The sequence below is a fragment of the Chitinasiproducens palmae genome, from assembly GCF_900095735.1.
Classification (GTDB): domain Bacteria; phylum Pseudomonadota; class Gammaproteobacteria; order Burkholderiales; family Burkholderiaceae; genus Chitinasiproducens; species Chitinasiproducens palmae.
Genome location: NZ_FNLO01000002.1, coordinates 249,186 through 267,656 on the forward strand (window position 1 = coordinate 249,186; position 18,471 = coordinate 267,656).

At 65.0% G+C, this 18,471-nt stretch carries 15 protein-coding genes; 11 read left to right on the forward strand and 4 right to left on the reverse strand.

Features of this window, described 5'->3' with window-relative positions; translation table 11 throughout:
- The first annotated feature begins 71 nt into the window (after nt 1–71).
- Nucleotides 72–1,052: a LysR substrate-binding domain-containing protein gene (locus BLU54_RS04260; protein ID WP_091905126.1), complete on the forward strand. Its 981-nt coding sequence runs from the start codon at nt 72–74 to the stop codon at nt 1,050–1,052.
- 150 nt (nt 1,053–1,202) lie between these two features.
- Here the strand turns inward: BLU54_RS04260 and BLU54_RS04265 are convergent, their stop codons facing one another.
- Nucleotides 1,203–2,108, reverse strand: a complete 906-nt coding sequence (locus BLU54_RS04265) for a LysR family transcriptional regulator (protein WP_211435299.1) — start codon at nt 2,106–2,108, stop codon at nt 1,203–1,205.
- Between the two features lie 115 nt (nt 2,109–2,223).
- Here BLU54_RS04265 and BLU54_RS04270 point away from each other — a divergent pair, with 115 nt between their 5' ends.
- The 5 genes from BLU54_RS04270 (at nt 2,224) to BLU54_RS04290 (ending at nt 9,365) form a co-directional block, all read left to right on the forward strand.
- Nucleotides 2,224–3,249, forward strand: coding sequence for a zinc-dependent alcohol dehydrogenase family protein (locus tag BLU54_RS04270; protein ID WP_170845014.1), 1,026 nt, complete (start codon nt 2,224–2,226; stop codon nt 3,247–3,249).
- A gap of 68 nt (nt 3,250–3,317) precedes the next feature.
- Nucleotides 3,318–3,956 (forward strand): LysE family translocator, encoded by a 639-nt coding sequence (locus tag BLU54_RS04275; RefSeq protein WP_091905990.1) that lies wholly within the window; start codon nt 3,318–3,320, stop codon nt 3,954–3,956.
- Between the two features lie 653 nt (nt 3,957–4,609).
- On the forward strand, nt 4,610–5,434 hold the full coding sequence (locus BLU54_RS04280; protein WP_091905129.1) for a transporter substrate-binding domain-containing protein: 825 nt from the start codon (nt 4,610–4,612) through the stop codon (nt 5,432–5,434).
- 8 nt (nt 5,435–5,442) lie between these two features.
- Complete coding sequence (locus BLU54_RS04285) at nt 5,443–6,465, forward strand: succinylglutamate desuccinylase/aspartoacylase family protein (protein WP_091905132.1); 1,023 nt, start codon at nt 5,443–5,445, stop codon at nt 6,463–6,465.
- A 659-nt stretch (nt 6,466–7,124) separates the two neighbouring features.
- Nucleotides 7,125–9,365 carry a TonB-dependent receptor gene (locus tag BLU54_RS04290; protein WP_091905135.1) on the forward strand — a complete coding sequence of 747 codons (2,241 nt, stop codon included), beginning with the start codon at nt 7,125–7,127 and terminating at the stop codon, nt 9,363–9,365.
- A gap of 274 nt (nt 9,366–9,639) precedes the next feature.
- Here BLU54_RS04290 and BLU54_RS04295 read toward each other — a convergent pair whose 3' ends face one another.
- Nucleotides 9,640–10,629: an amidohydrolase family protein gene (locus BLU54_RS04295; RefSeq protein WP_091905139.1), complete on the reverse strand. Its 990-nt coding sequence runs from the start codon at nt 10,627–10,629 to the stop codon at nt 9,640–9,642.
- Between the two features lie 13 nt (nt 10,630–10,642).
- Entirely contained in the window at nt 10,643–11,938 is a 1,296-nt protein-coding gene (locus BLU54_RS04300; protein WP_091905142.1) for an MFS transporter, read from the reverse strand.
- 966 nt (nt 11,939–12,904) lie between these two features.
- Between BLU54_RS04300 and BLU54_RS04305 the strand changes: the two genes are divergently transcribed.
- From BLU54_RS04305 to BLU54_RS04325, 5 genes are read left to right on the forward strand one after another with little or no spacing between them, the layout of a single operon-like run.
- Nucleotides 12,905–13,654: a class I SAM-dependent methyltransferase gene (locus BLU54_RS04305; protein WP_091905145.1), complete on the forward strand. Its 750-nt coding sequence runs from the start codon at nt 12,905–12,907 to the stop codon at nt 13,652–13,654.
- Nucleotides 13,655–14,647 carry a phosphotransferase enzyme family protein gene (locus tag BLU54_RS04310; RefSeq protein ID WP_091905149.1) on the forward strand — a complete coding sequence of 331 codons (993 nt, stop codon included), beginning with the start codon at nt 13,655–13,657 and terminating at the stop codon, nt 14,645–14,647.
- Nucleotides 14,648–14,654: 7 nt separating this feature from the next.
- Nucleotides 14,655–15,527 (forward strand): GTP 3',8-cyclase MoaA family protein, encoded by an 873-nt coding sequence (locus BLU54_RS04315; RefSeq protein ID WP_091905991.1) that lies wholly within the window; start codon nt 14,655–14,657, stop codon nt 15,525–15,527.
- The gene (locus BLU54_RS04320) at nt 15,524–16,597 is read left to right on the forward strand and encodes an asparagine synthase-related protein (RefSeq protein ID WP_091905152.1); all 1,074 of its coding nucleotides are present in this window, start codon (nt 15,524–15,526) and stop codon (nt 16,595–16,597) included. The genes BLU54_RS04315 and BLU54_RS04320 overlap by 4 nt, the downstream gene beginning before the upstream one ends.
- Nucleotides 16,598–16,604: 7 nt before the next feature.
- Nucleotides 16,605–17,810: a glycosyltransferase gene (locus tag BLU54_RS04325; RefSeq protein WP_091905155.1), complete on the forward strand. Its 1,206-nt coding sequence runs from the start codon at nt 16,605–16,607 to the stop codon at nt 17,808–17,810.
- Here the strand turns inward: BLU54_RS04325 and BLU54_RS04330 are convergent.
- Nucleotides 17,767–18,465, reverse strand: a complete 699-nt coding sequence (locus BLU54_RS04330; protein WP_091905157.1) for a cephalosporin hydroxylase family protein — start codon at nt 18,463–18,465, stop codon at nt 17,767–17,769. The two genes, BLU54_RS04325 and BLU54_RS04330, sit on opposite strands and share 44 nt — an antisense overlap.
- Nucleotides 18,466–18,471: the final 6 nt, after the last annotated feature.

An 18,471-nucleotide genomic window follows, 5' to 3' on the forward strand; every position in this document is an offset into this window, starting at 1 on the left:
GCCAACGCGCGTTTACATCGCGGATTCGATGACGCAAGATCGTGCTTATCGAGCGGTTAAGCTGGGGTTATATGGGCGTGCGCGACATCGAGGTTTTCCGGGCGGTGATGAACGCCGGCAGCACGGCGAAGGCCGCCGTGCTGCTGAACATCTCACAACCAGCGGTCAGTCAGGCAATCAGACGTCTGGAGGCAATGGCGGACTTCAAGCTGTTCGAACGCCTGCGTAGCCGCTTGGTACCAACCCAGGAGGCGGTTGCACTGATGCGCGACGTAGACCGCTACTTCGTCGGCTTCGAAGTCATCGAGCACCGCATTCGCAGCCTGCGCTCCTACGGCCTGGGCCGACTCGCAATCGCATCGATGCCCGCGCTCGGCAATGGCTTCTTGCCGCGTGTCGTCGCGTCGTTCGACGCGCCCTCGCGCAATGTGCAGATATCGCTGCAAGTGATGAGTTCGCGCGAGGTGCACGAGAAGGTATCGGCCGGCCAGGTCGACTTCGGCTTGATGTCGGACGAGATGCCGATGACAGGCCTGGAACACTCGGCGTTCGTGTCGATGCCGGGCGTTGCCGTGATGAATGCCGACCACCCATTAGCGAGACGGCGATCGATCAAACCGGCCGACCTGGCTGCGGCCCGCTTCATCGCTTTGAACCCGGAAGACAGCACACGCGCGCGCCTGGAGTCGGAACTGAGCGCCCTCGCGCTGCCGCTCAAACCGTTGATCGAAACACCCTACTCGCACACGGTATGCGAACTGGCGTTGGCGGGCGTCGGTGTCGGCCTTGCCCATCCGATGGTGGCGCTCGACTTCGTGACCCGGGGCTTGGTCATCAAACCGGTGGAAATCGCCACCGCCTTCACCGGCATGTTGGTGTTCCGCCCGGGCACGCCGCTCGCGGAGAACGTGAAGCAGTTCCTGCGTCATATGCGCCTCGTCTTGGCGCAAGACCAGAACCGGCTTGAAGACCTGATCGGCAAGTGGGTGCCGTTGACGCAAGCGTCGGTTGGCCAGCCTCGCTCACGGCGCAAGCCGGCCAAGAGCGCTTGATGGCCTGGGCGGCGCCGCGCGCGCGACGCCGCAGCGGTCGGCCGCGCCGCTCGCGCGTTGTGCCGCCCTTTCGGCGAAGCCGCATCACTCCGGCGCAGCACCCATCTCAGCCCCCCCTCGCTGTGCCCCATCGCAGCGCCCCATCGCAAATCAGCGTGCCTTGAAAAAGTCGATGAAGGCGCGGAAGGCGGCGGACAGATGAGTGCGCGACGGATAGTACAGAAAGAAACCGGGGATCGAATCGCACCACGGCTGCAGTACGCCGATGAGTTCTCCGCGCTCCAGGTGCGATGCGACGGCACTGCCTGGTAGTTGCGCCAGGCCCACGCCGGCAAGCGCGGCAGCCAGCACCAGATTGCTGTCGTTGACGCTGACCGCTGCCGATACCTTGATCGCTATCGGGCCACCGGGTCCTCTGAAGCGCCACGGCGGCGACACACCCGTTTCCTTCCACCGGTAGTTGATGCACATGTGCACGTGCAAGTCGTCCGGCGCATTCGGCAGCGTCCTGCCCGAAAAGTAAGCCGGCGATCCGACGACCGTCGTGGTGAGATCGGGCGTCATCCGAACCGCGATCATGTCGCGATCCACCAGCGCGCCCGAGCGGATGCCGGCATCGAAGCCGTCACGAACGACGTCGCTCAGCAGGTCATCGATGACGAGATCGAGACGGATGTCTGGATAGGCCACCGCGAAGGCGGCAAGGCGCGGCAGTATCGCCTGCCCGGCCGCCAGCCGCGGCAGGTTGATGCGCACGACACCGCGCGGCAGCGTCCGGTGTAAGCCGGCGTCCCGGATCGCATGTTCGATGTCGATGACCGAGGCACTGACACGCATGTACAACGCCTCGCCTGCCTGTGTCGGCGCCACGCTGCGGGTGGTGCGGTTCAGCAGCCGCGTGCCGACATCCTGCTCCAGCAGCCGCACCATGCGACTGAGGGTGGAAGCCGACGTGCCGAGCCGCGTGGCAGCCCCGCGGAAGCTCCGCTGTTCGAATACAGCAAGGAACGCCGCCAGGCGAGCATACTGCGTGGCGTCGACTTTTGTTATCTCCACTGCAACAGCCCGTCCCGATCGTAGCGCCTTATCATACATCGCCCGCTCCCCCATCATGGGTCACCAGGCGACCGCGCAACCCGTGCGGCCTCTGGATCGGACGCATGGAGGAAGCGTGAACGAAACGATGATGCGCTGGGCGAGCGACGGCGTCGGCCGCGAACAACTGACATGTCGGCAGGTCGTGGTGCCGACCCCGGGCCCGCGCGAGGTATTGGTGCGCGTCGATGCGGTGGCCCTGAACTACCGCGACAAGATGGTTCTGGAAAGCGGTCGGGGGCTGCCGCTCCGCTTCCCATTCACGCCGGGCTCGGACCTCGCAGGGGAAGTGATCAGCGTCGGCCCGGCCACGACGCGTTTCGGACCCGGCGCGCGCGTCATTTCGACCTTCACGCCGGACTGGATCGACGGCGTGCGGCCGGGTACCGCGCGCGAACCGGCCTATCGTACATTGGGCGGCTACTATCCGGGCGTGCTGGCCGAATACGTCGTTCTGTCAGAGGAATGGTGCGTTCGCGCACCGGCTTCGCTCAGCGCCCTGCAGGCCTGCACGCTACCGTGCGCCGGCCTGACCGCCTGGTTCGCCCTCGTCGAACGCGCCCGCATCAAGACAGGCGACACGGTGCTAATCCCGTCGACCGGTGGCGTCGCGATTTTCGGTTTGCAGATCGCCAAAGCCAGCGGCGCCATGGCGATCGTGTCCGGCCGCGCCGAGCATGAGGCACGGGTCAGGGCGCTGGGTGCGGACCACTACATCGAGCGCGACCGAGCAGACTGGCTTGACGAGTTGTATCGCCTCACCGACGATCGCGGCGCGGATCACGTGCTGGAAGTGGTAGGCGGCGCGCATCTCGCCAGGTCGGTGCAAGCCGCCGCGGTCGGCGGCCATATCTGCCAGATCGGTGCGCTTGCCGGCTTCGAGATGAGTGCGCCCGCCATGCCGCTGATGCTCAAGGATGTAACGATCCACGGCATCGGCACCGGCAGTCGGCGCGCCCTTGAACGTTTCGTGCGGGCGGTGGAACAAACCGGCATTGCGCCCGTCATCGACTCGGTCTTCTCGTTCGACGCACTGCCCGCTGCGTTGGCTCGGCTCGATCAGGGCGCGTTTGGGAAGATTGTCGTCCAGGTGAGCGCTTAGCCATGCCGCGCGCAACGGCGCAAGCAATTCCGCGTACTATCCAGGCAACCCATCCTGAGCGCTACCCGATGACGCCGACCGCCGCCGTTGCAAGCATCCTCGCCGCCACCCTGCTTGGCGCGATGAGCCCGGGCCCCAGCTTCGTGGTGGTGGCGCGAAATGCGATTGGACTGTCGCGTCGCGACGGCATCGCAACGGCACTGGGAATGGGGATGGGCGGCGTGTTCTTCAGCTGCATTGCGCTGGCCGGCCTGTACACGCTGCTGTCGGCGGTCGGATGGCTGTACATTGCCCTGAAGATGGCTGGCGGCATCTATCTGGTCTATCTGGCGTCTCGCATCTGGCGGGGTGCTTCGCAGCCCTTCGCCGTCGACAGCCACACCACCGCGGGCGGCGGCAACGCGCGCAAGTCTTTCTGGCTTGGCGTGTCGACGCAGCTGAGCAACCCCAAAACGGCGATCGTCTACGGCAGCATCTTCGCCGCCCTGCTGCCGCCGCATCCACCGCTCTGGGCCTGTCTCGCATTGCCGCCCTGCGTGTTCGCAATCGAGGCCGGCTGGTACACATTGGTGGCGGTCTGCTTTTCGGGGCGTCGCCCGCGCGAACTGTATCTGCGCTTGAAGTCGTCGATCGATCGTCTGGCCGCGGGCGCGATTGGCATGCTCGGCATAAGGCTGATCGTGACCGCAAACAAGATAGGCATGTAGGCGCGCGATCGAGCACGGCCACCGTCGGCGTGCAATTGGCTGCGCCGGCTCTGCGGCCCACTGCCGCGTCGCTCCTCGACGCGAATCACAGTCGGGGCCGGCAACCGGTGCAATAGCCGTACACCTCGCAGCGTCGAGCGCAGGCACGCTCCTGCGCACCGCACGGATATGAGGACGGGCGGCCCGGCAATCCCCCGGTCCGCCCGTCCGCCCGTCCGCCCGTCCACCAAGCAGCAGCGAAGCGTCACCATCAGTCAGCGATGCACCGCGTCCTCGGCCGGGCGCGTCGCGCGTCGGCCGCCACGCCGATGACCTGTCTGGCGACCTTCCCCGCGAGTCCGGACGGCTACCTTTCCCGCAGCCGGGCGCAACGCTCGGGGCATAACGTGCGTTTATCGAGCTAATTATTTCCGATGCGGAGGTCCGCGCCGCGGTCTCTATACTCGGCCTCATGCCTGACCGAGCACGCGATGCAACTTTTGCCGCGAGGCCCACAGTGGCCGGCGTCGTGGGACGCGTGGTCGCACCCTTCGCGGCAGGCGCTTTCCGCGGCAAACGACAAGCATCGATGATGGCTCGGGCAGCGTCGAACGACGTCTCACGACCTGAGCTCAACGGCCCGCCCTTATGGCAATTCGCGCACCTTCGACGACATGCAAATCCGTCTCTTCCGACTATTGCGTACCGCCCTGCTGTGCGCAACGACACTCGGCGCAGCACACCCGGCAAGCGCGGAAGACTCGTTGGCGCGCCTGAAGGCCGCGGGCACCGTCCGTGTGGCCGTAACCGAGACCAGCCCGCCCTGGAGCTATCTTACCGACAGCAATCTGCCCGACGGTTACGACGTCGCGGTCGCGAAGGAGATTTTCCGACGGATCGGCGTCCAGCGGGTCGAATTTGTCGCCGACAAGTTTGCGAACTTCATCGAGAGCCTGGCGACGCACAAATACGATGCGGTCGTGAACAGTCTGGCGCGGACCCCGGCGCGGGCCACCAAGGCCGACTTCACCGTGCCATACAGCGTGCAGGCGTTCCGAATCTGGGTCAATACCCGCACCAACGACATCCGGTCCGCGGCCGATCTCAGCGGCAAGCGCGTCGGCGCCAACTCCGGCACGACGAACGAGTTGTGGGCACGCCGTAACCTGCCGAAGTCCGAAATCAAGACCTACGAAGGCAGCGGCTACGTCTACAACGATCTTGCCAACGGACGGATCGACGCGGTCATCGACTCGAGCTTTCTCGGCAGCCGCATGCGCGACAACAATCATCTGCCCATCAAGACCGTCGGCGAACCGGTGACTTATTCGCTCGGCGCGGCGGTGGTGCAGAAAGGTGCGACCTCGCTGCGAGAAGCAATGGACCGGGCGATCCAGTCGATGATCGCGGACGGCACACTACAACGACTCGGCAGACAGTACCTCGGCGCCGATTACGATGTGGTGGGCGATATGCAGAAAGCGACCGAGAACTGGTGAGTCAATCGATGAGCGCTACCGCCCTTCCCAATCCGATCCGCTGCGACATCGATCTCGACGAAGACGGCAAACACGCCGGCTATCTGCGCTTGCCGCATTCCGCACACCGCTCGGCTTATGGCTGGATACCCATCCCCATCGTGTCGATCAGGAACGGCGCCGGCCCGGTGTTCGTCGTCAGCGGCGGCACGCACGGTGACGAATACGAAGGGCAGATCATCGCGGCGCGCCTGGCACGCGAAGTAACCGCAGACATGGTGTCCGGTCAGATTATCGTGCTGCCGATGCTGAACTATCCGGCCGCCCAAGCAGGCTTGCGCACGTCCCCGCTGGACGACGGCAATCTGAACCGGCTCTATCCGGGCGATCCGTCGGGCACGCCGTCGCAGATCATTGCGCATTACGTCGAGTCGGAGTTGCTCGCGCGCGCGGATTACATGACGGATCTGCATTCAGGCGGTAGCTCGCTGCTCTACGACGGCGCGAACATGATGGGGCTGGAGCCTCGCGATGCCGAAGAAGAGACACGGGTCGTCGGCCTCCTCCGCGCGTTCGGCCTGGCCAAGGCGTTCCTGTACACGCCGAACCGGGTCAACATCACGGCCGCCGCGCGGCGACAGGGCGCAATCTGTTTTCTGACCGAGCTTGGCGGCGGCGGCGCCGTCAACCGCAAGCTGGTGGACGAAGGCAGGCAAGGACTGCTGCACCTGCTCGGCTACACCGGCGTTTTACACGGCGCCCTGGTGCCCGCCAAGCCGCCCCACGAACCGCGCCTGCTGGGCATCGACCGGATCAAGCATTACGTCTACGCGGATACCGCCGGAGTCTGGGAGCCGCTAGCCGAGCTGGGCGCGATAGTTAAGGCAGGCGAGCCGGCCGCGCTGATTCATTTTCCAGACGAGCCACTGCGCGAACCGGTTGCCGTCGAGTTTCCGTGCGACGGCGAAGTCGTGTGCAAGCGCGCGCTGGCGCAGGTTCAACGCGGCGACTGCCTGTTCCAGATGGCGGATCAAAGGCGCTCGATGCTGTAGCGCTGCGCGCCTCGCGCCCGTCCGATCGCACAGCGCGCCGGACATCAGGTGCAGCGAGCGCGATGGCGCGGCTCGCATGCCGGGCCGCGCGCCGTCGCCGCAAGCCAAAGTCCCTGCCACGTACGTGCGAGCGCCGGTGCCGCCGCGCATCGGCCCCACTCGTTGCGTGTACGTCACACATATACGTCGCACATATAGCTCGCAAATGCGCCGTTCATGCGCCCGTCACCGACGGTGCCGCTCCATCACCCCGATCACTCTGCCGAGGCGAACCCTCGCATCGACTCATCCTGAGCAACCGGTCGATCGACGCCGGAGGGGCAGCGTTCGGCACCACACGCGCAGAGCCGTCCAATGCTACGTCGACAATCGGGCGAGGCAGTCCGCAATGACCCGGCGCCTTCCCGCTGCAAGAGCAGCGTGTCCCACGCATCAGCGATGCTCGCAATGCGAAAACAGCGCGCTGCTTCGTATCGCGTCCGCGACAGCAGCCCGTTAGAAAAGCCTTATGGGGACGACATCTATTGTTGACGAATCAAACAAAGTGTTACAATTGAGAATGATTCGCATATGCATATGGTCCGGACTGGCCCTCCGGCACCCTGTCGTATCGGCTTGCGCCGAGACGCCTGTTCATACTCAGTCGGTATTCAACGTAAATGTTTCCCAAACGTACGGCCATTGCACTTGCAGTTCAACGCCTGGTGCTCGGCGTCGCTGCCCTCGGCGCCATCAACGGCGCGGCGCACGCGCAGCAGCCCCCCGCGATCGACGGCGCTTCGATCGCAAACAGCGCGCAGACGGCAGACCCATCCGCCACGCCCACACGCCGCGATGCGAGTGAAGGGCAATCCAGCACACCTTCCGACACGCTTCCGACCATCAGCGTCCAGGCCACCGCCGTCGACGACGGCAAACCTGCCCCGTATGCCGGCGGTCAGGTGACGCGCGCGGGCGGTCTCGGCGTGCTGGGTGTCGCCGACGTCATGGACCAGCCGTTCAACACGACAAACTACACCGAACAGTTGATGAGAGACACGCAGGCTCGCTCGCTTGCCGATGTCGTCACCAACAATGCTTCCGTGCGCTCGGTCAGCACCGCAGGTGGCTTTCAGGACTCCTTCCAGATTCGCGGTTTCTCCGTGAATGCGGCGGACGTGTCGTACAACGGGCTTTACGGGCTGGTATCGTCGAGCCGGATGCCCGTCAACCTGCTCGAACGCGTCGAGGTCCTGCAGGGTCCGGGCGCACTGATGTACGGCGTCGGTCCGTCGGCCAGCATCGGCGGCGCGATCAACATCGTACCCAAGCACGCCGACGATCAACCGCTGACACGCGTCACCGCGACCTATCAGTCGCGCGCGCAATTCGGCGTGCAAGCCGACGTCGGCCGTCGCTTCGGCGACGAAGGGCAATGGGGCATACGCGTCAACGGACTGTTCAACGATGGGCAGGCCACTGTCGCGCACGGCAATCAGTTGCAGGGCAACGGCTCCATCAATCTCGATTATCGGGGCCGCAAGCTGCGCTGGTCGCTCGACTCCTACGACATCGTCGAAAACACGAACGAGTTCCGCTCGCAGATCAGCGGCACCAGTGTCACGTCGATCCCGAATCCGCCTTCGCCCTGGCAGAGCCTCTATCCTGGCGCGAAGTTCAAGTTCCGCGATGCGGCCACCGCTACGCGGCTCGAGTATGACATCAACGATTTCGTGACCGTGTACGGGGCGGCCGGCGTGCACTACGGCATGGCAACCGAGTCGTTCCCGAGAACCGCCACCGCACTGAACACGGCCGGCGACTTCACGATCAGGAACGGCTACTACGACGCGTACAACCGCACGCGCACCATCGACACGGGCGCGCGCTTCCACTTCGATACCTTCGGCGTGCGGCACACCCTGGTGGCTGGCTTCACGTCGCTCAATGAAGACATCGGCTACGCCTACGCGCTGTCGTCCACCGCCAACCCTTCGAACCTCTACAATCCGCAGCCCTTGCCCACGATGCCCGAACGCGTGGGCTGGGGCCGCTCGCAGCACGTTCGGCTGAACAGCGAACAGGTAATCGACACGCTGTCATTCTGGGACGACCGCCTCCTGATCATGGCCGGGCTGCGCAACCAGACCATCGCGATCGACGCGTACTCGCCCACCACGGGGGTGCGCAGCAGCACGTATGACAGTTCCGCGGTATCGCCGCTGGCGGGTATCGTCATCAAACCGCTCAGAAACGTCTCCGTCTACGGCAACTTCACCTCGGGCCTGTCGCAGGGCCCGACCGCACCGACCACGGCCAACAATGCCAACGAAGTGTTTGCGCCGTACAAGTCGAAGCAGTACGAGGCCGGGGTGAAAGTCGATTGGGGACGCGTGATGACGTCCGCCTCGGTGTTCCAGCTGACCCAGCCCAACGGGGTGCTCGGCGCCGACAATGTCTACCGACTCAGCGGCAATACACGCGTCCGTGGTCTCGAACTCAATGCATTCGGCGAAGCGGTGCCGGGCCTGCGCCTGCTGGCCAGCACCACCCTCTACGACGCAAAGTTGCAGGGCACGGTCGGCGGCACCAACGACGACAACCGTCCGGCCGGCGTCCCGAACTACACGTTCAACCTCGGTGCGGACTGGAGCGTGCCCTGGGTGCAGGGTCTTGGCGTGAACGGACGCATCATCCACACCAGCGCGGAATATCTCGACGCCGCGAACAAGCTACGGATCCCCGCTTGGACCCGCTATGACATCGGTTTGCGCTACAGCACTCAAATCATGCGAAAGAATGTCGTGTTTCGCGCGAACCTCGAGAACGTGTTCGGCAAGCGTTATTGGGTGGCGCAGAGTGTTTATCTGATGGAGTCGGCGCCGCGCACCGTGCTGCTGTCCGCCCAGATCGACTTCTGAGCGACGGTGTGGCGAGCCCGCCATGCCGACGGTTTGGTAGTGGCTTGTTCGCTAGCGACCGGCCCCTGCCGGCGCTCACATGATGCAAGCACGCAGCCAAGCACACGGGCCAAGCGCATGGTCCGCCGAGCCGGCTGACATGCATGCACCTTCGAGAGATCGCGGGCGGCCCGCCGGGTGAGGCGCCGCCCGCCGTCTGATTCGCGTGGACGGCTCACGTGCGCCCGACACTGCAACGCACCGCCTGCATCGCATGCATCGCAAACCCTGCGACCTATCCTCCGAGCGGGGCAGCCACTGCTGGGTGAACGCTGCCCCCTATCGATGCAGGCAGGCGCGGCCGGTAGATCGCTTGCGCGTTCGAGAAGAACAGGCGCTGCTGTTCTACCGGCGTCATGTCACGGGTTGCAGTCTTGAATCCGTCGAAGATCGTCGCGTAGGAACCGCACAGACTGTCCACCGGAAAATTGCTGGCGAACATCGCCCGTTCGACGCCGAAGATCGCGATCGTCTCGCGAATGATCCAGGCATTCTCGTCGATACGCCACGGCCGGTCCGGCAAGCCAAGTCCCGAAATCTTCACGAAGACGTTGGGCGCGTCGGCCAGTTCCCGCATTGCCGCCGCCCACCCGGCCAGACCGGCTTCGGAGCGATCGGAGGGCAGGCCCGTGTGATTCAGGATGATCTTCGTGTCGGGGAAATCGTCGGCCAGGCGGCGCGCTTCGCCCAGATGCCACCACGCCGCCTGTAGATCGAAGTGAAGCCCGAGCCCCGCCAGTGCCGAATAGCCACGCCGCCACGCATCGTTCACCATCAGCGACTTGGTCGACCTCGCCGCCTCCGGCGAACCCGCGCCGCCCGGCTTGTGTCTGACGCTGCGCACGAGCGGAAATTGCGCTTGCTGCCGCAGCGCCTCGTGCGCATCCGGATGATCGAGCCACGCCTGCGCGATCATCGCATTCGGAAAGCCGGTACGGTGCGCGAGATCGTGGATGTAGCGCGTCTCGCCCAAGGCGTCGTCCGGAGCCCATTCGGCTTCCATGTACACGGTGCCGACGATCTTGTGGTGCCCTGCATCCCGCAGCAGATCGGCGGGCAGATAGGCTCCCTTGATCGCCTCGTAGTTGCCGTACCGAAACGGGATCAACGTTCCCGGCGCAAGCCACGGGTAGTCGTTCTTGTCCGGCTCCCAGAAATGCTGGTGAGCATCGATGATCGGGCCATCGTAGACGGGAGGATTTGCAGTGTCCGGGCGCGTGCTCATGGAATCGGCGAACTCAGTTTCTCAGGGAAATCGTCATCGTGGCCAGCACGTAGACCGCGGCGCAAGCCGAGAAGAACAGGATGACCGCTTCGTAGGTGCCGGTTGCCTGCAGAATGAATCCCGCGATGATCGGAATGGCGATCCCGCTCGCGCTGCCCGCGAAATTCATCAGGCTGCCGACTAGGCCTACGCGCTCCTTCGGCGCCAGTAGCGCCGGCAGGCTCCAGTACAGGCTGCCGAACCAAAGGAAAAACTGCGTGGCGGTCAACAGCGCCACGGCGCCCACCACGTCCGAGACGCGCGTCAGCGCCCAGAAGGCCAGGGCCAAACCGATGCCGCTGATGCCGAGCAGGCTTTTGTACGCCACCGAGCGCCGGACACCCTGGCGCTGCAGCATGTCCGCAAGGAATCCGCTGCACAGCGAGCCGAGCATGCCCGCGCCGAACATGATGAATGTCGCGCCGCCGAGTTCGCGGAGGTTCAGGTGTCTCGCCTGAGCGAGATAACTCGGGCCCCAGGTCAGCATCCCGAAATTGATCATCGCCCAACTCATCCGGCCGATCAAGATCGCCGCGACGCTGCGACGGTTGATTTTCGGCTCGGCTTCGCGCGCTTGCGCCGGCGTGCCGTGCAACGGCGTTCCTTCGATGAACGCCAGCTCTTCGGGCGAAATCGTCTTGTGCTGTGCGGGGGTGTCACGCAGATAACGCCAAGCGGCGAAACCGAACAGCACTGTCGCGACGCCGGCCACCACGAAGGCGATTCGCCAGGAATCGAAGAGCGTGATCAGGCCGGCAATGACGGCGCCGCCGATCGCCGCGCCGAGCGGCGCGCCGCAGTCCATGATCACCGCGCCGCGCCCACGCTCCTGCGGCGGCAGCCAGGCAGCGCTCAGCTTGGCACCGGCCGGAAAAAGCGGCGACTCGAATGCGCCCAGGCCGATCCGGCAAAGCAGCAGTGAGATCCCGCCGGTTGCGAACGCTGCGAGCGTCTGGAACAGGCCCCAGCCAACGGTTGACGCGGTCACGGTCGCCCGCGCACCGAAACGGTCGAGCAGCCAGCCGCCCGGAATCTGCATCAGCGCGTAGCTCCAGAAGAAGCCACTGAGAATCAGCCCCTGCATCACCGGACTTAGGCCGAATTCCTTTGCGATCGAAGGCATGGCTATCGACAACGCGGTCCGGTCGATGAAGTTGATGACCACGATCGCGAAGATGCCCGCGAACACGTACCAACGTATTGATTTGCCCGAAAACGTCGCCAGCCTGACGCCGGCTCCCGCCACTTCCTGTCTCGATCCAGCTTTCATTGGAGTCTCCTGTTTGATTGTTCTTTTTCGCCGCGACGTAGTCGAGCGGCGAGCACAACGAGCCGACACGGGACTTGCTCGCATGTCCGCATGTCCGCCACCTCGCCCTATCTGGCGCGGCGGGTCTGTGGCCCTGTGGCCCTGTGGCCCTGTGGGGCGCCCGCCTCAGACACCTTCGATCAGCGAGCAGTCAGGCGCCGAACCGGACGCCGTTTCAAACCGTGCAACGTCGCCGGTTAGGTTTCTTCTCGTCCCTTCCCGTCCCTTCCCGTCCCTTGCCGTCCGTCATCGTCGGCAATTGACCGTCATGGCACGACGGCGTTTGCGGACCCGCCTTGCACACTCAGCGCCCGTGCGAGGCATGACATCGGGCACCGTCCTCCCCGAGGCCAGCCGAGCGGATCGGCGGCACAGAGATCGCAACCCGATCGGCTTGCGTCGACGCCTCGGCGGTACTGCGTCGGCCCCGACCGGCTGTGACAGACTCGTTTGCCACGACTGACTCGCGCAAATTTCCGGGTATAGGCTCCGCCTACCTTACGGGTGTTCGAGGCGGCAGGCCATCACTTATTCGGCGTCTCAGGTTTCGCATTCTGCGAACACGGGCGGCGGATCGGCAGATTGGCGCCCCGTCCGACACGGGCAGTGCAGGGTTGTCGACCGCCGCAATCCACCGCCGAGCATTCGGGGAAAGCACCGGTCGGAACCGGGACCGGCGGCGACCGGCGGCGACCAGCGCGGCCCTGCCAGGCCGTTCGCACTGCGTCGGCGGTCGTGGACGAACACGCGCGGCGTCTCGACCGGCGCCGGATGCAACGCAGGTGGCCGTCCGGGCGAGGCCCTCGTTCGCGCCTGCCCTGCGTCCCGTGCCGAGCGCCAGCTCAGATGGAAACGTGCCGGGCGGCGATTTCGCGACACGGACAACTTTGATACATTACCGAGGTCCACTCGTTCAATCGTCCCTGCATGCAGGACTCTCCCCCACCGCTCGACCTGTCCCGCCTTGCGCAGAGCCTGTACGCACAGGGGACCGAGGAAGGCATCCTGGCGCGACTGATGGAGCGCATCGCACCGACGCACCGCTTCTGCGTCGACATTGGCGCAAGCGATGGTCTGCGCAACAGCAACACCGCGCTCTTGCTGCGCGAACAAGGCTGGGGCGGCGTTTTGGTCGAGGCCAGCGACTACCGCTTCGGCAAGCTTGTGGATCACTATGCTGGCGCGGAACACGTTCGCTTGCACCACGATCGGGTTCAGCCCGATACCATCGATCGGCTGCTCGCCGATGCCGGGGTCCCCGAAGCGTTCGACCTGCTTTCGATCGATGTCGACGGCAACGATTATTGGCTCTGGCGCGGTCTTCGCGCGTTCGCGCCGCGGATCGTCGTCATCGAGTACAACCCCTATTACGCGCCGCCCGAGCGCTGGGTGATGTGCTTCAATCCCGCTCACGAATGGGACGGATCGACCTACTATGGCGCGAGCCTCGCATCGCTCGTCCGGCTGGGTAAAAGCAAGGGTTATGAGCTGGTGTGTTGCGACGACATGGGCAACAACGCGTTCTTTGTGAGAGCCGACCTGTACCCGCGGCTTGGTATCGACAGCAACGATGCGTCCGTCCTGTTTCGTCCGGCAATGTACAAGCTGCGCTACATCGGGCAGAACACGTTCCTGACTGGCCATCCATTTCGTCACGGCCCCGCCGAGCGCATCTGAATGGTGCTATCCGGCGATGCGTTCGAGTCGACCTGCCGGGCCTACGGCCTTGTGGTGCACGGTGCGCCGCGGCGAGTCAGCGAGCGGGTATGGTTGATCGCGAGCGACCAGGGCGACGTGGCGATGAAGGGCTACGCATCCGAGCATCTGACTCGGGCCAGCAAGGAGGCCGCCTTGCTTTCGCACCTGCGGAACCATCCCGACCCGCGCTTTCGCGTTCAGACGCTGCTGCGGACCGCCACGGGCGCGCCGCTCTTCGCCGGGCGCGGCTTCCACGCGATGCTGACACGCTGGGAGCGCGGCGAATTCAAGACCTACGACAGGTTCGATCCGGAAGCATGGCGCGCGCTGGGCGCCAGCCTCGCGGCGCTGCATCTCAGTCTCGATCGTTTCAACGCGCCGTCGATGGACACGCTGCGCATGCGACTGGGTGCGATCGACGTAAATCAGGTCCGTGGCGCCTTGCAGCAGGCCGCGCAGCGCGCGGGCTCGCGCGATGATGCAGCGCATCTGCGTCGCTACGTTGAGCTGAGCCTGCGCATGATCGAGCAGCATTATCGGGGTAGTATCGAGGCATTCCCGCTGGACGATCCGCAACGGGCGATACACAACGACTACAACCAGTTCAATTATCTGTTTCCCGGCACGTTGCCGCCGATCATTCTCGACTGGGAAGCGGCGATCGGCGCGCCACGCGAGTACGAACTGGTTCGCTGCCTGAATCACCTGCCGCTCGAAGCGCCGCGACTGGCGGCGGCCTTCGTGCAGGCCTATCGCGCGGTGCGGGCCGTGCGGCGCGAGAACATCGCTTGGGCGGTCGATGCCGCGTGCCTGCAACACGCGATCAAGCTGTGGGTGGTGCGCGGCTGGTTCGACGACCCCAATCGCTTTGCATCGCATCTGGCCGGCGCCGTGGCGATGGCGTCGGTGATGGTCGATGCGCGTGCGCGTCTGATCGACTTCTTCTACCGCTGCATGGACGGCTGCGCCTGACGTGAACATGACTCTCGATCCCGCCCCGAACACGACTGTCCCCGAGCCGCAGCGACATGTCTTTCCGCCGCCGATGGAGCGCAACTACCGCATTGAAGGCGGTCGGATCCAGACGCGATCGCTGGAGGCGCATATCGTCGATCATTGCAATCTGACCTGCGCCGAGTGCTGCTCGCTGTCGCCGCTGTTGCCGGAGTGGTACGCCGAGCCAGCGCCGATCGAGGCGGACCTGCGCCGGGCCGCCACCGTCTTGCAGCCGCGGGTGTTCAAGCTGGTCGGTGGCGAACCCCTGCTCCATCCAGCGCTGGTCGAGATCATCGAACGTGTGCGCGCGACCGGCATCGCGCCCGTCACCTCCCTTACCACGAACGGTCTCAAGCTGGGCGACATGCCGGACGCATTCTGGCAGGCAGTGGACGCGCTGACCATCTCTCGGTATCCGAAGCCGCGCCTCACGCCGGACCTCGTCGCCCACATCGAGCGCCAGGCGGCGCGCTTCGGCGTTCGCCTGAACTGGAAAGTGCAAGACACGTTCACGCTCATGGATCGAGCGCAAGCGCTGGCAGATCGTGATGAAGCACAACGCGTCTTTCACGACTGCTGGATCCGCGAGCGCTGCCACATGATTCGAGATGGCATGTTCTACACCTGCACCCGCCCCGCCCACTTCCACACGCTGTTCAACGGCGAGAAGGACTTCCAATCCGACGGCTTGCCGCTGCGCGACGAGGCTGGCTTGCTCGACGCGATGCTGGCCTACCTTTCGCGCGAAACGCCGCTCGAAGCCTGCTTGCATTGCCACGGTGGCAGCGCGCCGGTGCGTGCGCATCGCATCCTGAAACGCGCCGAAGTCGCGGCGTTGCAGGCGCGCTATCGATGATCGTCGGCACGCGCGACCCGTTCGGTTTCGAGCGCCTTCACTATCACCCCGCCAGCGGAGTCTACGCGCCGAGTATCGCGGGTGTACTGGCGGCAGTCCGGCAGGCTGGTGGACAACCGTCCGACGAGATCGATCGGTGCGCGATCGCAGGTTATCTGAGCGACGCTCGCCGCCCTGGCCGTACCGTGCTGCGGGAGGTGCGTGCGGTGCCGACCGGGCACGCGCTGCTTCGTCAGCCGAGCCGGCCGAACAGGCTGACCGTGCAAGCCGCGCCCATGCACGTGCAACCTGCGGATTTGCCAACGGTCCTGCGCGCTTCCCTGCAACGTGCGCTGGATGGCGGCAAGCGCGTCGCGCTGGCATTGAGCGGCGGCCTTGACTCGGCACTGCTGCTAGCCTTGCTGCGGGACCTCGGCGCGCATCGCGATGTGGTCTGCTACATCCTGGCAACCGGCATGCCGGACTATTGCGAACGCGAGCCCGCGCTGTCGCTTGCGGCGCGCTTCGACGCCCACGTGAAGATCGTGCATGCGAGCGAAGCCGATTTCGTCGCCGCGCTGCGACGCACGGTGGTGACGGTCGAGGAACCGCTGTTCAACCTGCATCCAGTCGCGAAACGCCTGCTGGCCGAGGCCATGGCGGCGGATGGCATACAGACGGCCGTGACGGGTGACGGCGCGGATCAGGTCATGCGACGCGACCGCTCCGCGAATTACCTTCCGCTGTGCCGCGCCTTGTTCGACGCGGTGTCCGTTGATCTGCATCCACCATTCCTCGACGCCGCCGTCGTCGCCCACCTGGCCAGTCTGCCGCCCGATCCCGACAAGCAATGCCTGCGCGATATTGGCCGGCGCCTGGCACTGCCGGACCGCCTGGTAAGCGGACCGAAACAGGGCCGGCTCGCACCGCCGATGGACCTTTCCGGGCTCGCCGATCGCGACTGCTTGAATGCGATGGCCCGGGCGTTGGGCATGCCGACGCCGAGCTTCGATACGGATCGCGACAAGGTATTGTGGACCACGCTGCATCTGGTGCTCGACGGCCTGGGTGCGGCGCAATCATCAGAATGATTCGCACATGACACGCATCCTGTTCTGCGTCGTGCCCGAGAAGGGACACATCAATCCCTGCATCGGCACCGCGCAATGTCTGCGCAGCGCCGGTTTCGAGGTTGCCTTCTACGCCCCAGCCGACATCACTGCGCAACTGGACGGTGCCGGTGGATTCACCTTTCTTGGGCCACGCGAAGTGCCGGAACGTCACGACCTGTCGCGCGGCGCAAGCTTCGCGGCGAACATCCGCGATGCGGCCTGGCTACGGCACTGGATCCGCACCTTGCTGATCGACCTGGCGCCCGCGCAGGTCGACGTGATCCGCAACGTCGTGCGCGAGTGGCGGCCAGACATCGTCGTGATCGATCCGTTGTTGTATGCGGCGGCGATCGCCGCGGCCCGCGAAGGCCTGCCCTGGGTCGCGCTGTCCAACTCCTTGAATCCCGTGTTGCCCGACGATCTGGACTCGGCACTGCTGAGGACGGTGCGATGGCTCGCACCGGCGCGCGAGCGTCTGTTCACGGCGCACGGCTTGACAGCCCGGTTCAATGGCTGCGACGTCCTCTCGCCGCATCTCACCATCGCCTTCGCGACCGAGGCGCTAGTGGGTCCGCCGCCGGGCGATGTGCAACTGGTGGGGCCCGCGATGCCGCACGGCCCGCGCGGCGACGAGATGGCATTTCCGTGGGATCGCCTCGATGGCGACGCGCCGCTCGTCTACATGTCGCTCGGCAGCCAGCTTTACTATCACCCGGTGCTGTTTCAGAAAGTCATCGACGCGGTCCGGCCGACTGCGGCACAACTGGTGCTGTCGGTCGGGGAGCTGGTCGACACCGACCTCTTGCCCACCGACGACCCGCGCGTGGTGGTAGTGCGCTATGCGCCGCAGCTCGCCATGCTCCGCCGCGCCGCTGCACTGATCACCCACGGCGGCGCCAACTCGGTGATGGAAGCCCTCGCCTGCGGCGTCCCGATGCTGATCTCGCCATTCTGCAACGACCAGTTCCATTCGGCCTACTTCGTCGAAAAGGCTGGCGCTGGACATCGGATCGATCTTGAAACCATCGGTGTCAGCGACCTGAGCCGCGCGGTGGAACAGGTGTTGCACTCGCGCGCGCTGCAAGCGCGCATGGCGGCGATCCGTGCCAGTTATGCGCGCGACGGCTCGGCCGAGGCGGCAAGGATGATCAGCGCACTCGCTTCAGAAAGCCGTCCGGCGACAGCGTCATGATCACACGATCCTCGATCGCCTGATCCACTTCGAATCGCGGATCCGCTGCCAGGAAGGCCGCTGCGGCAGTGGCTGGGTTGTTGCCTTTGCCATAGGGCTTGCCGACGAAGGTCGACTCAGGGAGGTATTCCATGATCGTATCCATTACGATCACGTAGTTGCCCGGCGTGACGAAGCCTGAATACGCCTGGAGTTCCGCCAGCACATGGTCATGCGTATGATTGAGATCGAGGATGGCCATCACGCGTGCGCCCTCGCCTGCTTCCCGAATGTCGGCTCGCACCTGTTCGAGTGTCTCGGCTGTGCATGACGCGCCTTCGACCAGACGCATTCGATGCGCGAGCCGATGCGACAGCAGCCGAGCGCGAACATCCGCTCGAAGTCTCGGCTCGATCGCGACGACGCGTGAGGTGCCGCCCACGAGTTCCAGCATGGAGGCCGAAAACACGACGCCACCACCAGCCGCAATGCCTGTCTGTATGATGCGGTCGGGACGCTCGCGCCAGATCAACTCCTGCAGTGCCATCATGTCGCCGGGCAGATGGAAGAAGCGTTCCCCTAGCCAGCGCGTCTGGAACAGATGCTCGAACTCGGCCGCCCGGCTCAGCCATTCAATATTGAGATCCCGCATGCGGGCCGATATCCGCTCAGTCATGTCGAT